Raw genomic sequence first — 22,876 nt, forward strand, 5'->3', positions numbered from 1 at the left:
CCTCTCATGCTATATGTTCTGTTTTTTTAATTTCATCAACACTGATATAGTAGCCTTCATCATAATCGAATGAACGATAGATTAAGCAAGCTAAAATACCAATACCACCGATTGCTGCAAGCCAGAACCAGCTAAATACTAATGCGAAACCTGCAAGACCGAAGAATCCAGACGCAATAATAGGCACACCAGAGTTACTTGGCATGTGAATTGGTTTAATATCTTCTGCTGCTGGTGTAACTGTTTCTCCGCGTTTTTTCATGTACCAGAAAGCATCAGCTTCTTTAATTTCAGGAAGCTTCGCGAAGTTGTAATGTTGTACAGGAGAGTGAGTTGCCCATTCAAGTGTACGACCATCCCATGGATCTCCAGTTGTGTCACGTTCACCGTGACGTGCACTCCAAATTACGTTGTAGCAAAGAAGTAGGAAGCCGATACCCATCATTACCGCACCAACAGATGCGATTTGGTTTAGCCATCCCCATCCAAGACTTTCAGAGTAAGTGTACATACGACGAGTCATACCGTCTAAACCTAAGAAGTACATTGGGAAGAAACAGATGTTGAATCCGCTCATAAAGATCCAGAATGTCCATTTACCTAGGCGTTCATTTAACATATGACCAGTCATTTTTGGATACCAGAATGTGAATCCAGCAAGCATAGCGAATACTGTACCTGCGATTAATACGTAGTGGAAGTGAGCGATTAGGAAGTAGCTGTTATGGTATTGATAATCAGCTGCTGCCATTCCAAGCATAACCCCTGTAACCCCACCGACTACGAAGTTTGGAATAAATGCCAATGACCAAAGCATTGGAACTGTAAAACGAATACGTCCTTTATACAGTGTAAACAACCAGTTAAAGATCTTAACCCCGGTTGGAATCGAAATCGCCATTGTCGAAATCGAGAAGAATGAGTTAACCGCTGGACCTGCACCCATCGTGAAGAAGTGGTGAAGCCATACGACGAAACTTAGTAAAGAAATTGCAACCATTGAGTATACCATTGCACTGTAACCGAATAGACGTTTACGTGAGAATGTACTAATGATTTCAGAGAAAATACCGAATGCCGGTAAAATAACGATATATACTTCAGGGTGACCCCATACCCAGAACAGGTTGGCCCATAACATTGGCATACCGCCGCTCGCCATCGTAAAGAAGTGAGCATCGAATAGACGGTCAAATGTCATTAATGCAAGAGCAACTGTTAATACTGGGAAAGCGAAAATAATGATAATTGTTGTAATTAAGATTGACCAAGTAAACATTGGCATTCTCATTAAAGTCATACCAGGTGTACGCATTTTTAAGATAGTAACAAGGAAGTTAATACCGGTCATTAGCGTACCGAGACCTGAAATCTGTAATGCAATTGCGTAGTAGTTATTTCCTACGCCCGAAGTAAACTCTGTACCTGCCATTGGGAAGTAAGAAGTCCACCCAGCGTCTGGAGAACCACCGATTACGAAAGCGATGTTGAATAACATTGCTCCGACAAAGAATAACCAGAAACTTAAAGCATTTAAGAACGGATATGCAACGTCACGAGCACCAATTTGTAATGGTACTACAAGGTTCATTAATCCCATAACGAATGGCATTGCCATGAAAAGAATCATTACTGTACCATGTGTTGTAAAGATCCCGTTATAGTGTTCAGCGTTTAAATAAGTTGTTTCTGGGAATGTTAACTGTGCACGGATCATTAAACCATCCATACCACCACGGAATAACATGATAACCGCAGAAATAATATACATAGCTCCGATTTTTTTATGGTCAACAGTTGTTAACCATTCGTCCCAAAGCCATTTCCATTTTTTATACTTTGTTAGTACGAAAATGATTGCTAATGTCACAAGAACGATAGAAGCGTCTGCACCGTAAATAATCGGGTCACCTGTGACAAAGAATTCATCAAGCTTCACTGTGTTCACTCCAATCTGTTGGAATAATAGCTATTATTTTTTGTTTTTGTAGTAGTTGTAATCACAATATTCAAGTGATTTTGGATCTACATAACTTAAGTGGTGACTAGAGAATGTCATACGACCAACTACACCAGGTTTAACAATTTCGTTGTACTTAGCTTCTGTTAGTTTAGGAGCAGTTTCTTGTACTTCTTTAACCCACTTGTCATATTTCTCTTTAGTTTTTGCTTCAACTTCGAACTCCATGTGTGTGAATCCTTCACCAGAGAAGTTCGCACTACGGCCTAGGTAAGAACCTGGCTTATCAGCTTGTAAATAAAGATCCATAATCATGCCATCCATTGTGTACTTCATACCACCAAGTTCTGGTACCCAGAAAGCATTCATTGGGCCGACAGAAGTCAGTTTGAATTGAATTGGTACACCAGCTGGGATGTTTAAATAGTTAACGGTTTCAATTTTTTCCTCTGGGTAACTGAATAACCATTTCCAGTTTGCAGATGTAACATAAATTTCAACTGGTTTAATATGTTTGGACTCTTTCGGAACCTCTTCCGAAGCATAAGTTGCTTTTACTGTTGGAATCGATAATGCGATAACGATAATAACAGGAACAAGCGTCCAAATAATTTCTAGTAATGTGTTACCGTGTTGTTCAGGTGGCTCATAGTCCATATTCTCTGGTTTTTCACGATAACGAATCAAGATGACTGTAAACAGAATGAATACAATTGCGATAATTAATGACATAAGCAAGAATGACCAAACAATTAAATCATACTGTGCTTTTGCAACAGGTCCTTGCGGATTTAATACTGCGAGTTTTTTATCACAGCCACCGAGGAACAGAAGTAATGATAACGGAAGAAGCGAAGCCAACTTCCAAAACGCTTTCTTTAGTTGCACGATTGAAAATCTCCTTTCTCCTTGGATTGAAACTATGCCAATAAAACAATATAAACCTATTAATTTATAGAAGGCAATAGTTTTTGATATATTGTTAAAAAATAGACACAAATGCACACTTTTTAAGGTGAATATCATTTGTAACTTGATTACATTGTAAACTATTTTCCAGAGAAAAACGTGATTGTGAAAATTTTAAGATAAATAAAGTTATACCAGGATATCCAAGAAATAGAAAAAAGCTATCTTATCATAAGAAAGATAGCTGAATATTTTGTATATTTAGTTTATTTCTCGTATGACAGTTCGTGGCTGTTCAAGTGTGACAATTTTTTTATATTTAACTTGATATAAAATGTAACAAATAATCATAAATGGAATGCCACAATAAAGAGCAATTCTTTGATCTGGAATGAAAGCCAAACTAACAAATGTAATGAAATTCAGCGAAAACGCTACGATTGGAACTAGTGGATAGAGCGGTGTACGATATTTTAAATCATTTATGTTGCCACCGTTTTTCACGAAATTTCTACGGAAGAATAACTGTGAAGCGGCGATTGACATCCAAACGACAACGGCAGCCATTGCTGCAATAGATGTTAAAACTAGAAAGACAGTATCTGCCGCAAATACACTTGTTAGTAAGGACAGGCTAGCGAAAATTAGGCTGAAAATTAATGCATTTAGCGGTACACCTTTTTTAGTTAATTTCGTAAATGCTGGACTTGCCATTCCTTGTTTTGCCATCGCCCACAGCATACGAGAATTTGCGTAGAGACCAGAGTTAGCAACGGATAATACAGCTGTAATAATAACAAAGTTCATAATGTCTGCTGCATATGGGACACCGGCTACATCAAATACAAGTACAAAGGGACTTTCGACTAGATTAGCCTCTTGCCATGGGAGTAAACCTACAACAACTGATATCGCTAAGACGAAGAAGAAGAGAGTTCGCCAAATTGTGTTTTTAATTGCTTTTGGAATTGTTTTTTCAGGATTTTCACTTTCGCCTGAAGCGATTCCGATTAATTCTGTTCCTTGGAAGGAGTAATTTACTGTAATCATCGTAAGAAGAACAGCTAATGCACCATTTGGAAATAGCCCGCCATTTTCAGTGAAATTATGAAGCATTGGAGCTGGCTTTCCATTAAAGTCTAGTAGACCGAACATAACAGCGCCGCCAAGTACGATGAAAATAACAATTGTTGCGACTTTTACACTTGCGAACCAAAACTCTGCTTCTGCATATGCTTTTGCTGATAAAGCGTTTACGAGGAAGAGTGCTGCTGCAAATGTAACGCACCAAATCCAGGAAGAAACGTCTGGAAACCAGCGTTTCATTAAAATACTTACAGTTGTTAACTCTACGCCAACTGTAACAGCCCAATTTAACCAATACATCCAACCGACAACAAATCCAAAACCAGGTGAAATGAATTTGCTTGCATAACTTTGGAATGAACCTGCTTCTGGCATAGCGACGGATAATTCACCAAGACATAACATCGTTAAATACATAACAAATCCACCGACTAAAAATGCAAGAATAGCACCACCAGGTCCGGCATTATGGACAATTTGACCAGATCCCATAAATAACCCGGTTCCGATAACACCGCCGAGTGCAATCATAAATAGGTGTCTACTTTTCATTGTTCGTTTTAAATCTGTTTGTTCAATTTGTTGATTCATATGTCCCTCACCCCGTATTTTCTTGAATGTGTGAACTTCGTTTTATTCTGAGTTTTTAATCATTAGTGGGGGATGCAACACACACTCGGTTTATTTGCTATGAAATGAATGGAGTATGTAAAAAAACGAACTATGACTAAATACTCTAAGAATGTTTGTTAACATGGTGATATCTTCACTATGTTAACAATTTTGATTTTAGCAAAATATTCTGTAAATGTATATTTATTTTTCTTTTTATTAAAAATAATTAGAATTTTTATAATTAATTCTATGAGCGATAATTCACATGATCTTTCTAGCAAACTAGTAAGAAGAAGGGTACAATGATAAGAGGTGTATCTGTAAAATAATAATTAATGGAGTTTTGTTTATAATGAAAAAGTTAAAATATCTTTTTGTTTTTGGGATTATACTTGCTGCTGCATTTTTTATAGGAAAAGATAAAATCATGCAAAAGGCGCAAGTTCTACGCTTAGAGTTTCTATCTGAAATGAAAGAAGCAGCTATGATTGAAGATGTTCCGTTTATTAAACAATTACCAGAATTGCCCAGAGGGTGTGAAGTGACAAGTTTAGCTATGTTGCTGCAATATAAAGGTGTACAAGTAGATAAGATGCAACTTGCTAGCGAAATTCATCGTGTTCCATTTGAACAAAATGGTTTGCGTGGAAATCCTTACGAGGGATTTGTGGGAAATATTTATACAAAGGCAGAGCCTGGATATGGTGTATACAATAAACCAATCTTTGATTTAGCAGAAAAATATGTTCCTGAAAAAGTAATTAATTTAACAGGTAGAGACATGCAAGATATATATAAAGTAATTAGTTCTGGCTCTCCGGTATGGGTCATTATTAATACGACGTTTAAGCCGCTAGCTGAAAGTAGTTTTGAAACATGGAATACGAGTTCAGGCGAAGTGAAAATTACATATTATGAGCATAGTGCAGTAGTAATTGGATATGATCAAAACTTTGTATATGTAAATGATCCTCTTAAAAATAATCCACGTTTGGCTGTTCCGCGAGCAGAATTTGAGAAAGCTTGGGAGCAAATGGGAAAACAAGCAATTACTATTTTATAATAATGAAAAAGTCATCTTTGGGATGGCTTTTTCTTTTTGGTTTATTAACACTGAAAATTCAGAAGATTCTTTTAAAAGTTAACGATTCACGTTATAATAACATTTAACTTGGTGAAGAAGGGGAGAAGAGAAATGGATGTTGCAAAGGAACTTGTTTTGTCAAAAAATCAGTTAGTTGAGTGGAGAAGGCATTTTCATAAGTATCCAGAGTTATCTTTTCAAGAAGAGAAAACATCGCAGTTTGTGTTCGATATACTTCGGAAATTCCCATATTTAGAAGTGTCACGGCCGACTAAATATAGTGTGATGGCAAAGTTAGTAGGTAAACATCCGGGCAAAACAGTTGCGATTCGAGCCGATATGGATGCTCTTCCTATTCATGAAGAAAATGAGTTTGATTTTATTTCTACATATAAAGGTGTAATGCATGCATGTGGTCATGATGGACATATAGCGATATTACTTGGGGTTGTACATAAGTTGGTAGAAGAAAGAGAGAAGATTAAAGGGGAGATTCGTTTTCTATTCCAACATGCTGAAGAGAATTTTCCTGGTGGTGCAGAGGAGATGGTTGCTGCAGGTGTAATGGAAGGTGTGGATTATATTATTGGTGCTCACCTTTGGGCGTCGTTAGAGGTTGGGAAAATAGGTGTTATTTATGGTCCTGCAATGGCTGCACCGGATGTTTTTAAAATTAAGATAGAGGGAAAAGGTGGACATGCTGGAATCCCTCATGAAACGGTGGATAGTATTGCAATCGGAACACAAGTCGTTTCGCAACTTCAGCAAATTGTATCTCGCCTCACGAATCCATTAGATTCTCTCGTAATATCTGTTACGCAATTTCATGCTGGGACAACTCATAATGTAATACCAGAGCAAGCTGAGATTGAAGGGACAGTAAGAAGTTTAAGACATGAATTACGAAGTGAAACAGAGAAGAAGATTGAGCGGATTGTGAAGCATATTACGGAATCTTACGGAGCGAAATATACATTTTCATATGAATATGGATATCGACCAGTTGTAAATGATTATGAAGCTACAGAGCTTATTGAACAAACGGCATTACAACTTTATGGAAGAGATAGAGTTGTTCGTTTACAGCCGACGATGGCTGGAGAAGATTTTTCAGCGTTTTTACAAAAGGCACCGGGGACATTCTTTTTTATCGGAGCGGGAAATAAAGAGAAAGGTATTATATATCCTCACCATCACCCTCGTTTTACGATTGACGAAGATGCATTACCGATTGGAGTGGAAGTCTTTGTATCAGCCATTATGAACTTTATAAGTAAAGGAGAATGAGATGAAGAAAATACACATTCTAGCGCTTATCCCAGTTCTTTGTTTAGTAGTTGGGCCAATATTTGCGAATTCAGTTACTCCTTACGTATTAGGGATGCCATTTTTATTATTTTGGGTATTATTATCAGTGTTTATTACATCTTTTTGTATGGGGCTTGTGTACGTGTTTGATCCTGCTAATAAGGAGGATGTAAAATGACTGCATTACTTATCATTATTTTATTTTTGTTTCTCGCACTATTTTTAGGGATTCGGGCACAACATGGAAAAGATATGAATTTAGAACAATGGTCAGTTGGAGGAAGAGGATTTGGCACTATTTTTGTTTTTCTCCTTATGGCAGGTGAAATTTATACGACGTTTACATTTTTAGGGGGAAGCGGCTGGGCGTATAGTAAAGGAGCACCTACCTTTTATATTTTGGGATATGGTGCTTTAGCTTATCTTTTATCGTATTTTTTATTGCCACCCATTTGGAAGTATGCGAAAGAGCATAACCTTGTTTCACAGTCAGATTTTTTTGCGAAGAAATATAGAAGTAAAGCGCTTGGACTTATTGTTTCGATTGTTGGTGTTGTTTCCATCATCCCATATCTTGTTTTACAGTTAAAAGGACTGGGAATTATCGTTTCAGAAGCTTCTTACGGAAGGGTGTCACCTGTTGTTGCAGTATGGATCGGTGCTATTGTTATAACTATATATGTAATGGTTTCAGGTATACATGGTTCGGCTTGGACGGCTGCTTTGAAGGATATTATGATACTGTTTATCGTTATGTTTTTAGGTATATATTTGCCGTATCATTATTATGGAGGATTTCAGCCGATGTTTGAGGCTGTAGAGGCAGCGAAACCGGGATTTTTATCTTTACCTGAAGAAGGAATGAGTATTTCTTGGTTTGTTTCTACTATTATATTAACGGCCCTCGGTTTTTATATGTGGCCTCATACATTTGCTTCTGCTTTTTCTGCAAAAAATGAAAAAGTATTTCGTAAAAATGCAGCAATTATGCCATTGTATTCTTTAGTTTTACTTTTCGTATTTTTTGCAGGATTTGCTGCTATATTGCAAGTTCCTGGGTTAAAGGGAGCGGATGTAGATCTTTCGTTATTCCGTCTTGCTTTACAAACTTTTGATCCTTGGTTTATTGGAATTATTGGTAGTGCGGGAGTATTAACGGCATTGGTTCCAGGGTCTATGCTTGTTATGGCGGCTTCTACACTGTTAGCAAAAAATATTTACCGAACGATAGTCCCGTCTGCTTCAGATAGACAAGTTGCTAAGATGGCAAAATTATTTGTGCCTGTAGTAACGCTCGTGGCAGTTTTATTTACATTTAAAGGAGGAGAAACAATAGGAGCACTTCTATTAATGGGATACAGTATCGTTACACAACTTTTCCCTGCACTTGTATGTAGCTTGTTTCCACGTCAAATTATTACGAAGCAAGGGGCGATTGCAGGAATGGGAGTTGGGCTATTAGTGGTCGCATATATTACCTTATCTGGTTCAACTATAGCCACGATGTTTCCGAGTTTCCCGCAGTATATAAAAGATTTGAATGTAGGTATAGTCGCATTGTTAATTAATATAATTGTGATGTTTGTAGTTAGTGGATTTACAAAAGGTGTATTTATAAAGAAAAACACTATAATAGTAGAAAAGTAATTCGTTTATCCTGCATTAACGGGCAGTAAGACCCCCACCTCAAAATTCAGCGGAAGCAAAGAAGTTAGGTGGGGATTAAACTGTCCGTAAAAGCCCGATTGGTGAGGGTTGATTAAAGTTTTACTTTATTAGAGCTATCTTTGAAAAGAGATAGCTCTTTTTTTGTATATATTTCCTTCTATTAGCGGAATCTAACTAAAAACTTGTTGAAAAGGAAGCTAGGTGGGGAAATTGTTAGAGCTTGAAGGTAACTTATTTGAAGTTATGAAAGAAATTAGGGATGAGTTAGGTTCACCTAATGATTTAACAATTAGAGAAGTTGCTCTTGCTGGGAGTTTTACACGTTGTGCGGTTGTGTTTTTATGTGGATTGACAGATAAGGATAATGTTTATAAATATGTCATTCGCACACTGCAATACGAAGAAATTATAAATGAGGAAGCTGTTGTTCAAACGTTATTGGATCGTTTTATTTCTATCGCAGAAGTGGGTGTAAAGACGAAGTTTCCAGATATTATGAATGCGATATTAGCGGGAGATACAGTTATATTAATTGATAATATTCAAACCGCTATCGTTATTAATAGTAGGGCCTGGGAGAAGCGAAGTTTAGAACCACCAGTGACAGAAGATTTAATACGCGGACCGAGAGTTGGATTAAATGAAGATATTAATGTGAATAAAATGTTAATCCGGCGCAGTTTACGCGATCCAAAGTTGAGGTTCCAATCTTATATTATGGGGAAGCGATCGCAGAAAGAAGTAACCCTAGTATATATAGAAGATATTATTAATCCTCACATTGTAAAAGAGTTAGATCGCCGTCTTCAATCAATAGTGACAGATGTCGTTTTGGAAACAGGTACGATTGAACAATTAATTCAGGATAATAATTTATCCCCATTTCCACAGTTTTTGAATACAGAGAGGCCTGATAATATTATAGCCTCATTAGCGAAAGGGAAGGCGGCCATTTTAGTAGACGGATCCCCGTTTGCTCTTATTGCACCACTTGTGTTTGTTGATATTTTTCAATCTGTAGAAGATCATTACGAGCGCTGGGTGATTGGAACGTTATTAAGATTTTTACGTATGGGTTCAGGCATAATTGCGGTTTTGTTACCAGCTATGTATGTAGCACTTGTATCTTATCATCAAGGACTTATTCCTTCTAAACTGGCTTATTCAATTGCAGGTGCGAGGGAAGGTGTTCCGTTTCCTGCATATATTGAAACGTTAATGATGGCCTTGACTATGGAATTAATACGAGAAGCTGGAATCCGATTGCCGAAACCGATGGGACAAACGATAGGGATTGTAGGAGGTCTTGTAATTGGAGAAGCTGCGGTAAATGCAGGGATTGTAAATCCGTTTTTAGTTATTATTATTGCAGTTACTGCGATTGCTACGTTTTCGCTTCCTGTATATAGTATTACGATTACGTTCCGAATTTTACTTTTCGTCTTTGTATTAGCTGCAACGGCTTTTGGGCTGTATGGGATCATTCTAGCTCTGATCGCACTTGCTATTCATATTACAAATTTAACAAGTGTTGGTATACCGTATACAACTCCAATTGCTCCTGCATTTTATAAAGATTGGAAAGAAGAATTTATTCGCATGCCAAAATCGATGTTGAAAGATAGACCAGAGTACTTACAAACAAAAGATTCTACAATACGTCCAAAGGAGCGAAAATAAGTGAAACCATTTGAGTATGGCGATGAAGAGATTGGATCTCGTGAAATTGGGTTTGCGGTATCATCGACCATTATTGGTATAGGGGCATTGTCTATGCCAAGAGATATCGCTAACCAAACTTTATTTTCGGACGGTTGGATTATCTTGCTTTTGGGTGGATTGATCTGCGCGGTTTTAGGTTGGTTTGTGACGAGAGTGGCTATCTTATTTCCAAAACAAAATTTTGTTCAATATACGAGTGCGCATTTGACGAAGCCTGTTGCATACACAATTAGTAGTATTTTAGTATTAACGTTTGCTGCTTTGACAGCATATGAATCGCGAATGATTTCAGTTATTTCTCAAACGTATTTATTTAGTGATACACCAATACAACTACTGTCTTTCTTCTTCTTATTAGTTGTTATTTATGGAATAGCAGGATCAAGAGCAGCCTTATTAAGGTTAAATGTTTTATTCTTACCTATTGTTTTAATTGCGATAGTACTTCTTTCTTTATTGAATATAAATTTAATGGAAATAAATAATTTACTACCAGCTTTTCAAACGAAAGTAAGTCAATATGCTGTTGGAGTTAAAAATTCTATTTTTACGTTTATTGGATTTGAAGTAGCGTTATTTTATGCGGTTTTGCTGAATGATAAGACAGCGAAAAAAGCGCCAATGGCAGTCGCGAAAGCGGTGATGGTAAACGTGCTGTCATACATTTTAATTTATGTAACTTGTATTAGTGTTTTTACTTATATGACAACACGTGGATTGACATATCCAACAATTGAATTAGGGAAAGAAATTGAAATTGGTGGAGGATTTTTAGAAAGGTTTGATGCGATTTTTTTTACGACTTGGATTATTACTATTTATAACACTACAGCAATGTATTATGATGTCGCATCTTTATTGTTCTGTGCTATGTTTCCGAAAGTGAAGAAACATATTTTTATTTTCGTAAGTGCCCCTATTATTTTTATGGTGAATATGATACCTAGTAGTTTGAATGCTTTATCAAGTTATGGGACTTATTTAGCTTGGATAGATATGGGGTTTGTTGTGTTAGCGCCTTTGCTCGTTTTAATTGTATATAAAATAAAAAGAAGGAATGGTGGAAATGAAACACCTTCTTAAAATTATAATGGTTATGGCTTTAACTGGATTTATGAGTGGGTGTTCTGAGTTAGAAGAGATAGAAGAAAGAGGATTTGTAGTAGGAGCGGCTTACGATATCGTAAAGGAGAAGAAAGCGAATCCAATTATGAAAGGAACCTATCAGATGGTACTCCCTAGTAAATTGTCTCAACAGGGTGGACAAGGGGGTGGGGATAGCGAAAATTATATTAATGTTAGTGCAAAAGCAGATAGTGTATTTGAACAAATAAGAATAATCGCCAAAAAAATTAGTCGTACATTATTTTTCCCTCATATACAAGTGATTATTTTCTCTGAAGAATTACTTTCACATCCATACATTTTGCAAAATACGTTAGATGTATATATTCGCGATCATGAGATGAGAAGAAATATTCGTTTGTTCGTTTCTAATAAAAATGCCGAAGCTATTTTAAAACAAAGTGCCAAGCCTGAAAATTTACCGGCGCAGTATATTGATATGTTAGCTGAACACCCTCCAAAAAATGCCCAAATGATTGAGGCTGCAAGAATTGGTGAGGTGCAGGAAAAGATGATCTCTAACCGAAGTTTTGTATTACCTATTCTTGAACTAACAAAACAAGGGGTACAAATGAACGGTGCAGCATTGTTTCGTGGAAAGGATAATAAGTGTGTAGGCAATTTGAGTGGGGAAGAAACATTAGGGATGAATTATATAATAGGTAAAAAAATTGGAGGTTTTTTTACCATTCGTAAAAAGGATCAACTTATTACATATGAAATTCATAAGTTACGTCGAAAAATTAAAGTATCCACAACGAATGCTACAAAACCGAAATTTAATATTCATTTATTTCTGGAAGGTACAATAGCTGAGTTGCACTTTAGTGATCATAAAAAGGTTTTGAATGAAAAACGTTTAGAGAAGGATATATCGGAAGAAATGGAGGAGCGTATTCAAAAATCGATTAAGCTTGTTCAAAAAAAATATAAGGTAGATGTATTAGAGTTAGGGGAAGTGTATAAGAGACATAATTATAAAGAATGGACAAAAATAAGTAAGAATTGGGATCAAGGCGAAAATTACTTTAGTAATGCTGAAATTACTGTTCACGTTCATCCAACAATTGAACATTCAGGTTCAGCTTTACCGAAAAGAGTGAAATAAGGTGATGAAAGTTGTTTACTGGATTAGGAATTAGTTGCACGATATTAATGGCGGTGCTGCCGGGGGCTATATATTTCATTCATAAAAAACTCACAACGTATGGAGCGCAGCCGTGGAATACTGATGTACAAAAAAAGAAACCTGAATGATTTTCAGGTTTCTTTCGGACAAAGCATATGTGAAGGGGGATGCCTTCTATGTATGCTTTGTTTTATACAAGCCCTAACCAATGTACCAATTGTGTAGAGAGGAATGTAACAACAATGGCGATAACGGTAGGGATTGCAAACGATAAGAATGTCCATTTTGCACTTTTTGTTTCTTTGTATATGTTAACCAGTGTTGTTCCGCACGGGAAATGAAGAAGTGAGAACAACATTGTGTTTAACGCTGTTAACCAAGTCCAACCATTTTCTAGGAATAGATTTTTAATTTGATTAAAATCATCTATTTCAGTTAAAGCCCCAGTTGATAAGTAAGACATTAATAAAATTGGGATTACAATTTCATTAGCAGGTAGTCCAAGAATGAATGCAGCTAGAATAAACCCGTCAAGTCCTAACATTTTAGCAAATGGATCTAGGAAATTTACAAAATACATAAGTAAGCTTGTGTCACCGATAAAAATGTTAGCAAGTAACCAAGTTAATGCAGCTGCAGGGGCAGCAACAACTATAGCTCGTTTTAAAACGTAGATTGATTTATCGAGTGTTGCGCGAACAATTGTATTCCAAACTTTTGGCTTGCGGTACGGAGGTAACTCAAGTGTGTAGTGAGTTGGAACCCCTTTTAAGGCTGTTTTTGATAGTACCCAAGAAACAGTTAATGTCATAATAACACCAAGTACAACCATTCCAACTACAACGCCAGCAGTAACCAATGTTTGCATACTGCCTGTATAACCAGCAGCCATAAATAGTGAAGCCATTAAAATTAACATAGGCCAGCGACCGTTACAAGGAACGAAGTTGTTCGTTAAAATTGCTAGCATACGTTCACGTGGTGATTCAATGATACGTGTTGACATAATGGCTGCTGCATTACAACCAAATCCCATTGCCATTGTTAAAGATTGTTTCCCGTGTGCACCGGATCGTTTGAATAAGCGGTCCATATTAAACGCGACACGTGGTAAGTATCCATAGTTTTCTAATAGCGCGAACATAGGGAAAAAGATTGCCATAGGTGGTAACATAACGCTAATAACAGCACCGATACCACGGAACAAACCAAGTATTAAAATGCCATGTAACCATTCAGGTGCATGCGCTGCTTGGAACCAAGATGTTAAATATCCTTCGGCCCATCCGAAGAATTCGGCAATCATATCAGATGGTACGTTAGCGCCTGCAATTGTAAGATAAAAAATAATAGATAAAATACCGAGCATAATTGGGAATCCCCAGATTGGAGATGTGAAAATTTTATCTAGTTTTTCGGAACGATATAATTTATCAGTATTTGTATATTGGACAGATTCTTTACATATGCTTGCAGATGTTCGGTAAATATCTCCGACTATATCATCTCGTATATCTTCTTTTGAAAGTGTTTGTGCATGTTGAATAATATAGTCTAATGGAAGAGCTTTACTGGCTGAGTGAGATTCCATTAATTACGACCTCCCTTACAAGTGGTTCATTATGGTGTTTTTGAAGTGTAGTTAAGAAATTTTTATCTCCATCTAATATACGTAACGCAATCCAACGTGCTGGATACGTATCACCGAACACTTTATAAATTTGTGGTTCTAATTCCTGAATCATATTTTCGATTTTTTCGCTGTAAGTAATTTTAATTGGTGTTGGAATTAGTTTTTTATTTGCTATTTTTGCAATAACATTTAGCAAATGACCAATACCTACTCGGTTACGTGCTGAAATTTTAACGACAGGTACACCAAGTGATTTTGCTAATTTCTTTTCATCGATAACAATCCCTTTTTTCTCGGCTTCATCAATTAAGTTAATGCAAATGACTACATTGTTTGTCATCTCCATCACTTGAAGTGCTAAATTTAAATTTCTTTCCATAGCAGTTGCGTCTATAACAACTACAGTTACTTCTGGTTTTTCAAATATAATATAATCCCTCGCTACTTCTTCGTCTGCGGAATTTGAGTATAGTGAGTAGGTTCCAGGTAAATCTATTAGTGTATAATTACTTCCGTTATGTTCATATTCTCCTTCAGCTTTTAAAACAGTTTTTCCCGTCCAGTTTCCAGTATGTTGTTTTAAGCCTGTTAAAGTATTAAATAATGTACTTTTCCCTGTATTCGGGTTACCAGCTAAAGCGATACGATGTTTGCTCATCTGAAATCATCTCCTATTAATACCCCGAAAATAAGGGAGCTTTCTTCTTTACGCAGTGCAATAGTTGTGTTACTCACTTGATAAGCGACCGGATCTCCAAGTGGACTGCGTTGCAATACTTTAATCGTCGCCCCCGGGATAAATCCCAAATCTAATAAGCGTCGTTTCATAGTTCCTTCTAATTGTATCTTCTCAATTTGTACAAACTCTCCTATTTTAAATTCGGAAAGTGGTTTTATATTAGCCGATACCATAAAAGTTACCTCATCTCTATATTTTTAGTTTGAGTTTAAAAAGTTTCCTAAGGTAAACTTTTTGTTAGTAATATAGTAGACTACATTGGATTATGTTGTCAATTAGTACTTTAAAAATATTCATTTATTTTTAGAATTGTTCCAATTTATTTAGTTGTACTAAAAAATATTACTGAAATTATTTTTAATGTGCATAAATTAGGTGTGTAAAAATTACAAAATACAGCGGAATTGTAAATGTAACTTTAACGAAAAGGGAAAAAGAGAGAAAAACATTTACATTGAATTTACATTGCAGCGTAGTTAGTGTGGTTTTTGTTGGGTTATTTAACTATAAATGTTGGGATTTCTAGCTTTTAAGGATTATTATCGTCATTTACTTAAAATTAAAAATTGCTTAACACTCACATAATATTGTTGTCCTACAATGAATTTGTGTTCGAAAGAAAATGAATTCGAAAAGTGATAATCCAAATGGGGGTACAAGACATGGTTATGAAAAAAGGTATTAAATTTTCTTTAGCAGCTTTAGTGGTAGCAGGAGCATTAGTTGGTTGTGGGAAAGCAGAAGATACAACTAGTAAAGACACTGCTAAAGGAAGCGATAATACAAAACAAGAATTATCAGGTACGATTGCAGCGGCTGGTTCTACAGCTCTTCTACCTCTTGCGGAGGAAGCTGGAAAGAAATTCATGGAGAAAAATTCAAAAGTTTCTATTCAAGTTCAAGGTGGCGGTAGTGGAACTGGGATTAACCAAGTAGCATCTGGTGCAGTACAAATTGGTAATTCAGATGTTCCGTCCGGAGATAAAATAAAAGATGCTGAAAAGGCGAAAGAATTAGTAGATAACAAGGTAGCGGGTATTGCATTCGCTCTTGTCGTAAATAAAGATGTAAAAGTTGATAACTTAACAATGCAACAAGTACAAGATATCTTCACTGGAAAAGTAACAAACTGGAAAGAAGTAGGCGGAAAAGATGAAAAAATCAATGTAATTAATCGTCCAGCTTCATCTGGTACACGTGCTACATTTGAAAAAACGATTATGAAAGACGCGAAAATTAATGATGGAACTGGTACAACACAAGATTCTAACGGTGCAGTAGAGCAAGCGATTAACTCTACTCCTGGTTCGGTGAGCTATTTAGCAATGTCTTACATGGTGGGCGAGAAAAAAGGCGCACTACAAACAGTCAAAATTGGTGGTGCTGAACCGAAAGTTGAAAACATCGCGTCTGGTAAATATCCATTCTGGTCTTACGAATATATGGTAACAAAAGGTGAAGCGAAGGAAGCGACGAAAGCTTACATCGATTATGTAAAAGGTAAAGATTTTGAAAAACAAGTAGAAGATATGGGCTACATTCCAATGTCTAAATTAAATAAGTAATAAAATTTTATGGGGCTGGCTGCAAGGCCAGTCCTGTTCATTTCAATCTGTGAAGTGGGGTCTGTCCTGTGATGAAGGGGAAAAAACAAATTAATTACGTGAAAAGTGAATATATAGGAAGATCACTTGTTACGTTTTGTGGTATTTTTATTGTTTTAATTACATTAGCTATTATTGCGTTTATTTGTGGGAAAGGTATTCAATCTTTTACACAAAGTGGTATCTCATTTACTGAGATGTTAACATCGACAAAATGGAATCCAAATGCTGAGCAAGGATCCTTCGGGGCTTTAATTTTCATTGTAGGTTCAACGGTGGTTTCGTTAGGTGCGGTTATTATTAGTGCACCAATTGCTATAGCTCTTGCTATATTCATGAATTTAATTTCGCCAAAGTTTGGAAATAAAGTATTGAAGCCTGTTCTAGAATTGTTAGTTGGTATTCCTTCGGTTGTATACGGATTATTAGGTGTTACGATTTTAGTACCACTATTACGTGATTCGTTTGGGGGAGTAGGCTTTAGTTTAATTGCAGGTATTGTTGTATTAAGTATTATGATTTTACCTACTATTGCTAGTATCGCTTCTGATGCAATACGTTCTGTTCCATTTGATTATTTAGAAGCTTCTTATGGTCTAGGATCAACGAAATGGCAAGCGATTAGCCGAGTGATTGTTCCTGCTGCGAAAAAAGGGATTTTAACAGGTGTTGTTTTAGGCTTAGCGCGTGCTTTCGGTGAAGCGTTAGCGGTTCAAATGGTAATCGGGAATACGATTAAATTACCAGAAGGAATATATAGTCCGACAGCGACGTTAACTGGTATTTTAACAATGGACATGACGAATACATTGAACGGAACTGCTTGGAACAATGCGCTATGGACTTTAGCGATGATTTTACTTGTTATTTCATTCCTGTTTATTTTAGTAATTCGAGCGATTGGGCAAAGAGGTGAGCGATAATAATGAATGCAAGAACGGTAAATAAAGTTTGGACGGGTATCTTTTATGCGGTTGCGGCTTTAGTTGTAGCTTTGCTAGTGTTCTTAGTATTTGAGATTTTACAAAAGGGATGGGGATTTTGGGATCCTAATTTCTTGTTTGGAGAACCAAGCAATACAAGAGCTGGTGGTGGGATTGGTCCGCAGTTATTCAATTCCTTCTACATGCTTGTTATAACGCTTATTATATCTATTCCTCTTGGATTAGGTGCTGGAATATATTTAGCGGAGTACGCAAAACAAGGACGTTTTTTAAATTTTGTTCGTCTATGTATAGAGACGATGGCGTCTTTACCTTCTATTGTTGTTGGTTTATTTGGTTTGTTAGTGTTCGTTACAATGACAGGTTGGGGATACACAGTAATGGGTGGTGCTCTTGCTTTAACTATTTTAAATTTACCAGGTTTAACGCGTGTTTGTGAAAATGCGATTTCAGAAGTTCCTCAGAATGTAAAAGAGGCAAGTCTTGGATTAGGTGCAACGAAGTGGCAAACAATCGCTCGTATTATTATCCCATCGTCATTACCACAAATTATTACAGGGATTATTTTAGCGGCGGGTCGTATATTTGGGGAAGCGGCAGCATTAATTTACACAGCGGGTTTAACATCCCCGATTTTAAATTCAGCAGCGGATTTCTCAAGTCCTGCGCATCCTTTAAATCCGTTTAGACCAGCTGAAACATTAGCGGTTCACATTTGGAAATTAAATTCTGAAGGAGTTATTCCAGATGCGAAGTTGATTGCGACAAAATCTGCAGCTGTATTAATTATTATGGTATTACTATTCAATGTTATTTCACGCTTGATAGCATCTATATTACACAAGCGCTTTACAGGAACGAAAAGAAAAAGTAAAACAACGAAAAAGGTAAAAGCGGCATAAATTATAAAGAAGAACTCTCTATTTATAGGTAGGGGGTTCTTTTGTATTTTAATATAGAAGGAATGGATGTAATGATTGTTGAATTTGTGATTAATTATAAAGAAGAACAGATGTAATTTAGAGAGGAGCTTTAATTTGTTTTTTCTGCAAATGTCAGGTTTTCCTGGGTCAGGAAAATCGACAGTTTCTAAGTATATAGCGAAATTAACAGGTGCTGTAATTATAGATCATGATGTTTTGAAATCCGCGTTGTTAAAATCATTAAAAGTAAAAGGAATTGAATCAACGATTGTTGGTGGGCTTGCGTATGATGCCGAATGGGTATTGATTGATTCTTATTTAGAACAAGGGCATAGTGTTATATTGGATAGTCCGTGTTTATATGAGGGAATGGTTGAAAAAGGGATTGAACTATCAAATAAACATGGTGTGAAATATAAATATATTGAGTGTTATCTTAATGATATGGAAGAGATTAATAGGAGACTGCAAACACGTAAGCGTATGATCAGTCAAATTGAAAAGGTGGAGTCGGAAGTAGGTTTTAAAAAGTGGTTAAATGGTAGTAAAAGACCTTCAAATAATGAATACCTTATTGTGGATTCTAGTAAACCTATAGAGCAATATGTGGAAAAAATGATGGATTATATGACTAAATAGAGAAAAGGCGTTATCTTCATTTGTGAAGATAACGCCTTTTGTTTTTAAATATCAGGTGTTTCTGTAGAAGTGCTTATTTTCCTACGGGAGCGTCTTTTTCTCCCGATTTTATCTAATAGTTCATACATAACTGGAACGACTACTAATGTAAGAGCAGTTGAGACTGCCAAACCGCCGATGACAACGACGGCTAAACTTTTTGATACCATACTTCCTGCTTGGGATTGGCCAAATAGGAGTGGGAGCATAGCAACGATTGTTGTAATAGCTGTCATAATAATTGGGCGTAGTCTAGTAGAACCTGCTTCAAGTAAGGCTTCTCTAGTTTCCATTCCATGTTCCCGATTTTGTTGGACTCTTTCTATTAATACAATAGCGTTTGTAACAACAATCCCGATTAACATTAATGCGCCGATCAAGGAATTTACATCAACAGGTGTTCGTGAAATGATTAATCCTAAAATACCACCGACAGCAGCTAATGGTAAGGAGAATAGGATTGCAAAAGGAGCACGTGCTTGCCCGAAGGTGATAACCATAATTAAATATACAATCCCGATTGCAATCCCCATAATTTTGAATAAATCTGTAAAATTCTCTTGCATAGATTCAGTAGCTCCTGCGATATTTACTTTTGCACCACCAGGTAAATCTAAGTCAGTCATCGCTTTATTTACTGCTGTGTTTACTTTACTCAAATCTTCATTTGAAGCTTCGGCTGTAATTTGGATTGTTTCTTTTCCGTCTTTATGGAAAATTTCTGTTTGTGTTTGTTTTTCTGAAATAGTTGCAATGTCTTTTAAAGGTATTGGTCCATTAATAGGTGATAGTATGTTTGTATTTAAAATATCTTCTTGTTTATTAATGTTTTCTTTTTTGTGTTCTATCATAATAGTAGCTTTTTCATTATTAATTGTAATTTCGCCAATAGGTGATTTCTTCATAAGGAATGCTACTTGTTGCGCAGCTATTTCTGGTGTTAAACCTAGTTGTTCAGCCTTTGTTTGATCAATATGAATTTGCCATTCTTTCTTAGAGTCTTCTAAATTTGTTTTTACTTTAGAAAGATCATCCATGCTTTTTAGTTTTGTTTCAACGATAGTAGCCGCTTCTTTTAAATCCGCTTCGTTAGTAGCTGTTACGTTAAATTGTAAGTTATTGCCGCCGCCAGAGCTTGAATAACTTGTTTTTATATAATCAAGTTCAGCAGGCTCAAAAGTTTTATGTTCCTTTTTTAACTCTTTAATATATTGATCAATATCAGAACCTTTTTTAAAGACTACGAATATACTAGCGAGGTTATTTTTAGTTGTTTGCCCCCATTGTGCATCTTCTGCGCTAGATCCCATTCGTAAAATAACGTCTGTTATATCTGAATTAGAAAGTAATTTCTTTTCAAAATCAAATGCTTTTTGTTTTTGAGATTCAGCATTATAATGGGCTGGAAATGTCATGTTAATAGATAACATTGTGTCGTCTTCAGATTTTATGTTTGCTTTCGGTAGTAATATATAAGCTGCAATTGATCCTACAAATAATAAAAATGCAGTAAGTAGAATAATGAATTTATGAGAAAGAGCCCACTTTAATGTAGCGACATATCGTGATGAAGAACTTGGCTTTCGATGCTTTGTTTTTTTGAGTAGTAAAAAAGCCATAAGTGGAACAACTGTTAGTGCAACGATTAAGGATGATAATATAGAATATACAACTGCTAATACCATAGGTAACATTAATTTTCCGATTGCTCCTGATACGAGGCCGATAGGTAAAAAAACAGCGACCGTTGTTAAAGTAGAAGAAGTAATTGCGACTGCGACTTCTTTCGTTGCATCGAGAATGATATCTTTAGAGAAAGAATCTTTTTGTAAACGGCGGAAAATATTCTCGATGACAACGATACTATCATCGACGAGACGTCCAACCGCAACAGCTAAACCACCGAGGGTTAAAATGTTAAGCGTAATGTTAGATTGATGTAGTAAAAAGAGTGTTAATAAAATGGATAATGGAATACTGACAACAGCGATGAGTGTTGTTCGGAAGTTACGTAAAAAGATTAAGATAATTAGAGTTGCAGCGATTGCTCCAAGTATTACTTCTTTTCCCATGCTAGTAACAGCATTTTCAACTTGTTCATGGGTTGAAGCCAAAAGTTTAATGGAAAATTGATCTTTATATTCCTTATCTATCTCTTTAACTTTTTTATCAATCTCTTTTCCAATGGCAACTGCATTTTTACTCGGTTCTTTCATGATGATTAATCCTGTGCCTTCTTCTCCGTTTATATGTGAGATTGTATCGTAGTGTTGTTTGATTTCAATTTGAGCAATGTCTTGCAATTTCACTTGGGGTGCCACAGTGATGTTTTTAATGTCATTTACATTTTTTATGTCCCCAATGACGCGGAGGTTGTATTCTTCCTGATTAACAGTAATTGCCCCAGCTGGAGTAGAAGTTTCTTTTCCTTGTAAAACAGTTAGTACCTGCTGTGATGTTACGTTTTTGTTTTTTAATTGGTTCGGATCAAGTACGATAGATAATTCAGAGGTGGATTTTCCGAAAAACATAACGTTGGCAACACCATCAATGTTTTCGAGTTGTGGTACGATTTCTTTTTCAATTTGTTTTTCATCTGCTTTTGAAAAACCGTTTTGTTTCTGGATAGTAATTTGAGCGAGTGGAATCATAGAAGTGTTTAATTGACTAACTACGGGCTTGGTTACATCTTTAGGTAATTTAATTGTATTGACGGCTTTTTCGACTTCGCGTGCTGCATCTTTCATGTTTGCTTTTGATGTATACGCAATGTCGATACGTGATAATCCCTCGTATGTAGAAGAAGTAATGGTGTCGACGTGTTCTAAATTGCGAAATTGTTTTTCGAGAGGATCAGTTACATCCTTTGTCATCGTTTCAGCGTCGAGTCCTTGAGATAAGGTTGTGACGGTAATTGCTGGATTGTCGATACTCGGTAAAAATTCCATAGGTAATTTAGAGCCGGAATAAACACCGAGTATGGAAATGAGAAAAATCATGATGATAATGGCAGCTCGGTTTTTTAATGAAAACTTTGTTAACCTATCCATAAAATAATTCCTCCATTGGTTTATTTATAGTTGAGTGCGTCCTTTCTTACTATATAACAAAAAATGGATATTTTTCATTAATTAAATGTAAAAAAATTCTAACAATATCCTTAAGTTTGTATTAGGATTGGAATGTTGTTAATTTGTAGGGGGTAAATTTTTGAATGAGAAGGAAGGGGGTAATGCGCGCGAGTGGCTGTTTAATGTAGACGGGATTTTTTCTTAAGGCTAATTTGTATAGTTATTTTATAGAAGGATAATGATTATAAGCTTTAATATAGAAGAGAATGAAAATTTGGGAAGGTATTGTGAAATACAATTTGGTTGAACGGAGTGTATTAGCATACAATTAGAATAACTATTTTCAGTAGTAAGGATAATAGTTACTTCTATAGAAGAAAGTAGGGTAGATAATTTTTTTTTATATTTTTATAAAAAAACACTTGTTATTTAAAAGTTGTGATGGTATATTAATAAACGTCGCTGATGCGGAAACGCAGAAAACGACAAAAAAGAAATTTTAAAACTTAGTTGACATCGAAAAATTAAGATGTTAATATGATGAAGTCGCTTCTGAAGCGGCGGACAAGTTCTTTGAAAACTGAACGAAACAAACAACGTGAAACGTCAATTTTTATTTTAGATGCTAGACAAACTAACTTTATTGGAGAGTTTGATCCTGGCTCAGGATGAACGCTG

Annotated in this window: 19 protein-coding genes; 12 read left to right on the top strand and 7 right to left on the bottom strand. The window is 36.0% G+C overall.

The features are described 5' to 3' along the window. Window positions 1-4 precede the first annotated feature (4 nt). The 3 genes from qoxB to ACTFRM_RS27225 form a co-directional block, all read right to left on the bottom strand. Window positions 5-1,939, bottom strand: coding sequence for a cytochrome aa3 quinol oxidase subunit I (qoxB, locus tag ACTFRM_RS27215; protein WP_000762366.1), 1,935 nt, complete (start codon window positions 1,937-1,939; stop codon window positions 5-7). A gap of 33 nt (window positions 1,940-1,972) precedes the next feature. Further along, window positions 1,973-2,848 carry a cytochrome aa3 quinol oxidase subunit II gene (locus ACTFRM_RS27220; protein WP_001176165.1) on the bottom strand — a complete coding sequence of 292 codons (876 nt, stop codon included), beginning with the start codon at window positions 2,846-2,848 and terminating at the stop codon, window positions 1,973-1,975. Between the two features lie 282 nt (window positions 2,849-3,130). Beyond that, window positions 3,131-4,546: an amino acid permease gene (locus ACTFRM_RS27225; protein WP_001075763.1), complete on the bottom strand. Its 1,416-nt coding sequence runs from the start codon at window positions 4,544-4,546 to the stop codon at window positions 3,131-3,133. 376 nt (window positions 4,547-4,922) lie between these two features. On the opposite strand from ACTFRM_RS27225, the gene ACTFRM_RS27230 reads away from it, so the two are divergent. From ACTFRM_RS27230 to ACTFRM_RS27265, 8 genes are all read left to right on the top strand, one after another. Then, window positions 4,923-5,633, top strand: coding sequence for a C39 family peptidase (locus ACTFRM_RS27230; protein ID WP_000734488.1), 711 nt, complete (start codon window positions 4,923-4,925; stop codon window positions 5,631-5,633). 132 nt (window positions 5,634-5,765) lie between these two features. Continuing rightward, window positions 5,766-6,941, top strand: coding sequence for an amidohydrolase (locus ACTFRM_RS27235; RefSeq protein ID WP_000382131.1), 1,176 nt, complete (start codon window positions 5,766-5,768; stop codon window positions 6,939-6,941). A gap of 1 nt (window position 6,942) precedes the next feature. Further along, complete coding sequence (locus tag ACTFRM_RS27240; protein ID WP_000719833.1) at window positions 6,943-7,140, top strand: DUF3311 domain-containing protein; 198 nt, start codon at window positions 6,943-6,945, stop codon at window positions 7,138-7,140. Next, window positions 7,137-8,609, top strand: coding sequence for a sodium:solute symporter family protein (locus ACTFRM_RS27245; RefSeq protein WP_000125937.1), 1,473 nt, complete (start codon window positions 7,137-7,139; stop codon window positions 8,607-8,609). The genes ACTFRM_RS27240 and ACTFRM_RS27245 overlap by 4 nt, the downstream gene beginning before the upstream one ends. 222 nt (window positions 8,610-8,831) lie before the next feature. After that, the gene (gene gerLA / locus ACTFRM_RS27250; RefSeq protein ID WP_002023287.1) at window positions 8,832-10,310 is read left to right on the top strand and encodes a spore germination protein GerLA; all 1,479 of its coding nucleotides are present in this window, start codon (window positions 8,832-8,834) and stop codon (window positions 10,308-10,310) included. Beyond that, on the top strand, window positions 10,311-11,435 hold the full coding sequence (gene gerLB / locus ACTFRM_RS27255; protein WP_000802005.1) for a spore germination protein GerLB: 1,125 nt from the start codon (window positions 10,311-10,313) through the stop codon (window positions 11,433-11,435). Next, entirely contained in the window at window positions 11,419-12,585 is a 1,167-nt protein-coding gene (gene gerLC, locus ACTFRM_RS27260) for a spore germination protein GerLC (protein WP_000681628.1), read from the top strand. Before gerLB ends, gerLC begins: the two co-directional genes overlap by 17 nt. A gap of 11 nt (window positions 12,586-12,596) precedes the next feature. Next, window positions 12,597-12,734 carry a hypothetical protein gene (locus tag ACTFRM_RS27265; protein ID WP_000493991.1) on the top strand — a complete coding sequence of 46 codons (138 nt, stop codon included), beginning with the start codon at window positions 12,597-12,599 and terminating at the stop codon, window positions 12,732-12,734. A 62-nt stretch (window positions 12,735-12,796) separates the two neighbouring features. Here ACTFRM_RS27265 and ACTFRM_RS27270 read toward each other — a convergent pair whose 3' ends face one another. Genes ACTFRM_RS27270 through ACTFRM_RS27280 form a run of 3 tightly spaced genes read right to left on the bottom strand, consistent with a single transcriptional unit; the run spans window position 12,797 to window position 15,151 of the window. Further along, complete coding sequence (locus ACTFRM_RS27270; protein WP_000443605.1) at window positions 12,797-14,197, bottom strand: nucleoside recognition domain-containing protein; 1,401 nt, start codon at window positions 14,195-14,197, stop codon at window positions 12,797-12,799. Next, complete coding sequence (locus tag ACTFRM_RS27275) at window positions 14,175-14,897, bottom strand: FeoB small GTPase domain-containing protein (protein ID WP_025687671.1); 723 nt, start codon at window positions 14,895-14,897, stop codon at window positions 14,175-14,177. The genes ACTFRM_RS27270 and ACTFRM_RS27275 overlap by 23 nt, the downstream gene beginning before the upstream one ends. Next, window positions 14,894-15,151 (bottom strand): FeoA family protein, encoded by a 258-nt coding sequence (locus tag ACTFRM_RS27280; protein WP_000252982.1) that lies wholly within the window; start codon window positions 15,149-15,151, stop codon window positions 14,894-14,896. Before ACTFRM_RS27280 ends, ACTFRM_RS27275 begins: the two co-directional genes overlap by 4 nt. Before the next feature lie 489 nt (window positions 15,152-15,640). Between ACTFRM_RS27280 and ACTFRM_RS27285 the strand changes: the two genes are divergently transcribed. The 4 genes from ACTFRM_RS27285 (at window position 15,641) to ACTFRM_RS27300 (ending at window position 19,088) form a co-directional block, all read left to right on the top strand. Further along, the gene (locus ACTFRM_RS27285; protein WP_173600765.1) at window positions 15,641-16,543 is read left to right on the top strand and encodes a phosphate ABC transporter substrate-binding protein PstS family protein; all 903 of its coding nucleotides are present in this window, start codon (window positions 15,641-15,643) and stop codon (window positions 16,541-16,543) included. A gap of 71 nt (window positions 16,544-16,614) precedes the next feature. Further along, window positions 16,615-17,505, top strand: coding sequence for a phosphate ABC transporter permease subunit PstC (gene pstC / locus ACTFRM_RS27290; protein WP_000676677.1), 891 nt, complete (start codon window positions 16,615-16,617; stop codon window positions 17,503-17,505). A gap of 2 nt (window positions 17,506-17,507) precedes the next feature. Continuing rightward, window positions 17,508-18,428 carry a phosphate ABC transporter permease PstA gene (gene pstA / locus ACTFRM_RS27295; RefSeq protein ID WP_000994141.1) on the top strand — a complete coding sequence of 307 codons (921 nt, stop codon included), beginning with the start codon at window positions 17,508-17,510 and terminating at the stop codon, window positions 18,426-18,428. A gap of 135 nt (window positions 18,429-18,563) precedes the next feature. After that, window positions 18,564-19,088, top strand: a complete 525-nt coding sequence (locus tag ACTFRM_RS27300; protein ID WP_000465755.1) for an AAA family ATPase — start codon at window positions 18,564-18,566, stop codon at window positions 19,086-19,088. Window positions 19,089-19,132: 44 nt separating this feature from the next. Here ACTFRM_RS27300 and ACTFRM_RS27305 read toward each other — a convergent pair whose 3' ends face one another. Continuing rightward, window positions 19,133-22,177 (bottom strand): efflux RND transporter permease subunit, encoded by a 3,045-nt coding sequence (locus ACTFRM_RS27305; protein WP_000375536.1) that lies wholly within the window; start codon window positions 22,175-22,177, stop codon window positions 19,133-19,135. Window positions 22,178-22,876: the final 699 nt, after the last annotated feature.

Source organism: Bacillus cereus group sp. MYBK227-1, from assembly GCF_051916325.1.
GTDB lineage: Bacteria > Bacillota > Bacilli > Bacillales > Bacillaceae_G > Bacillus_A > Bacillus_A cereus.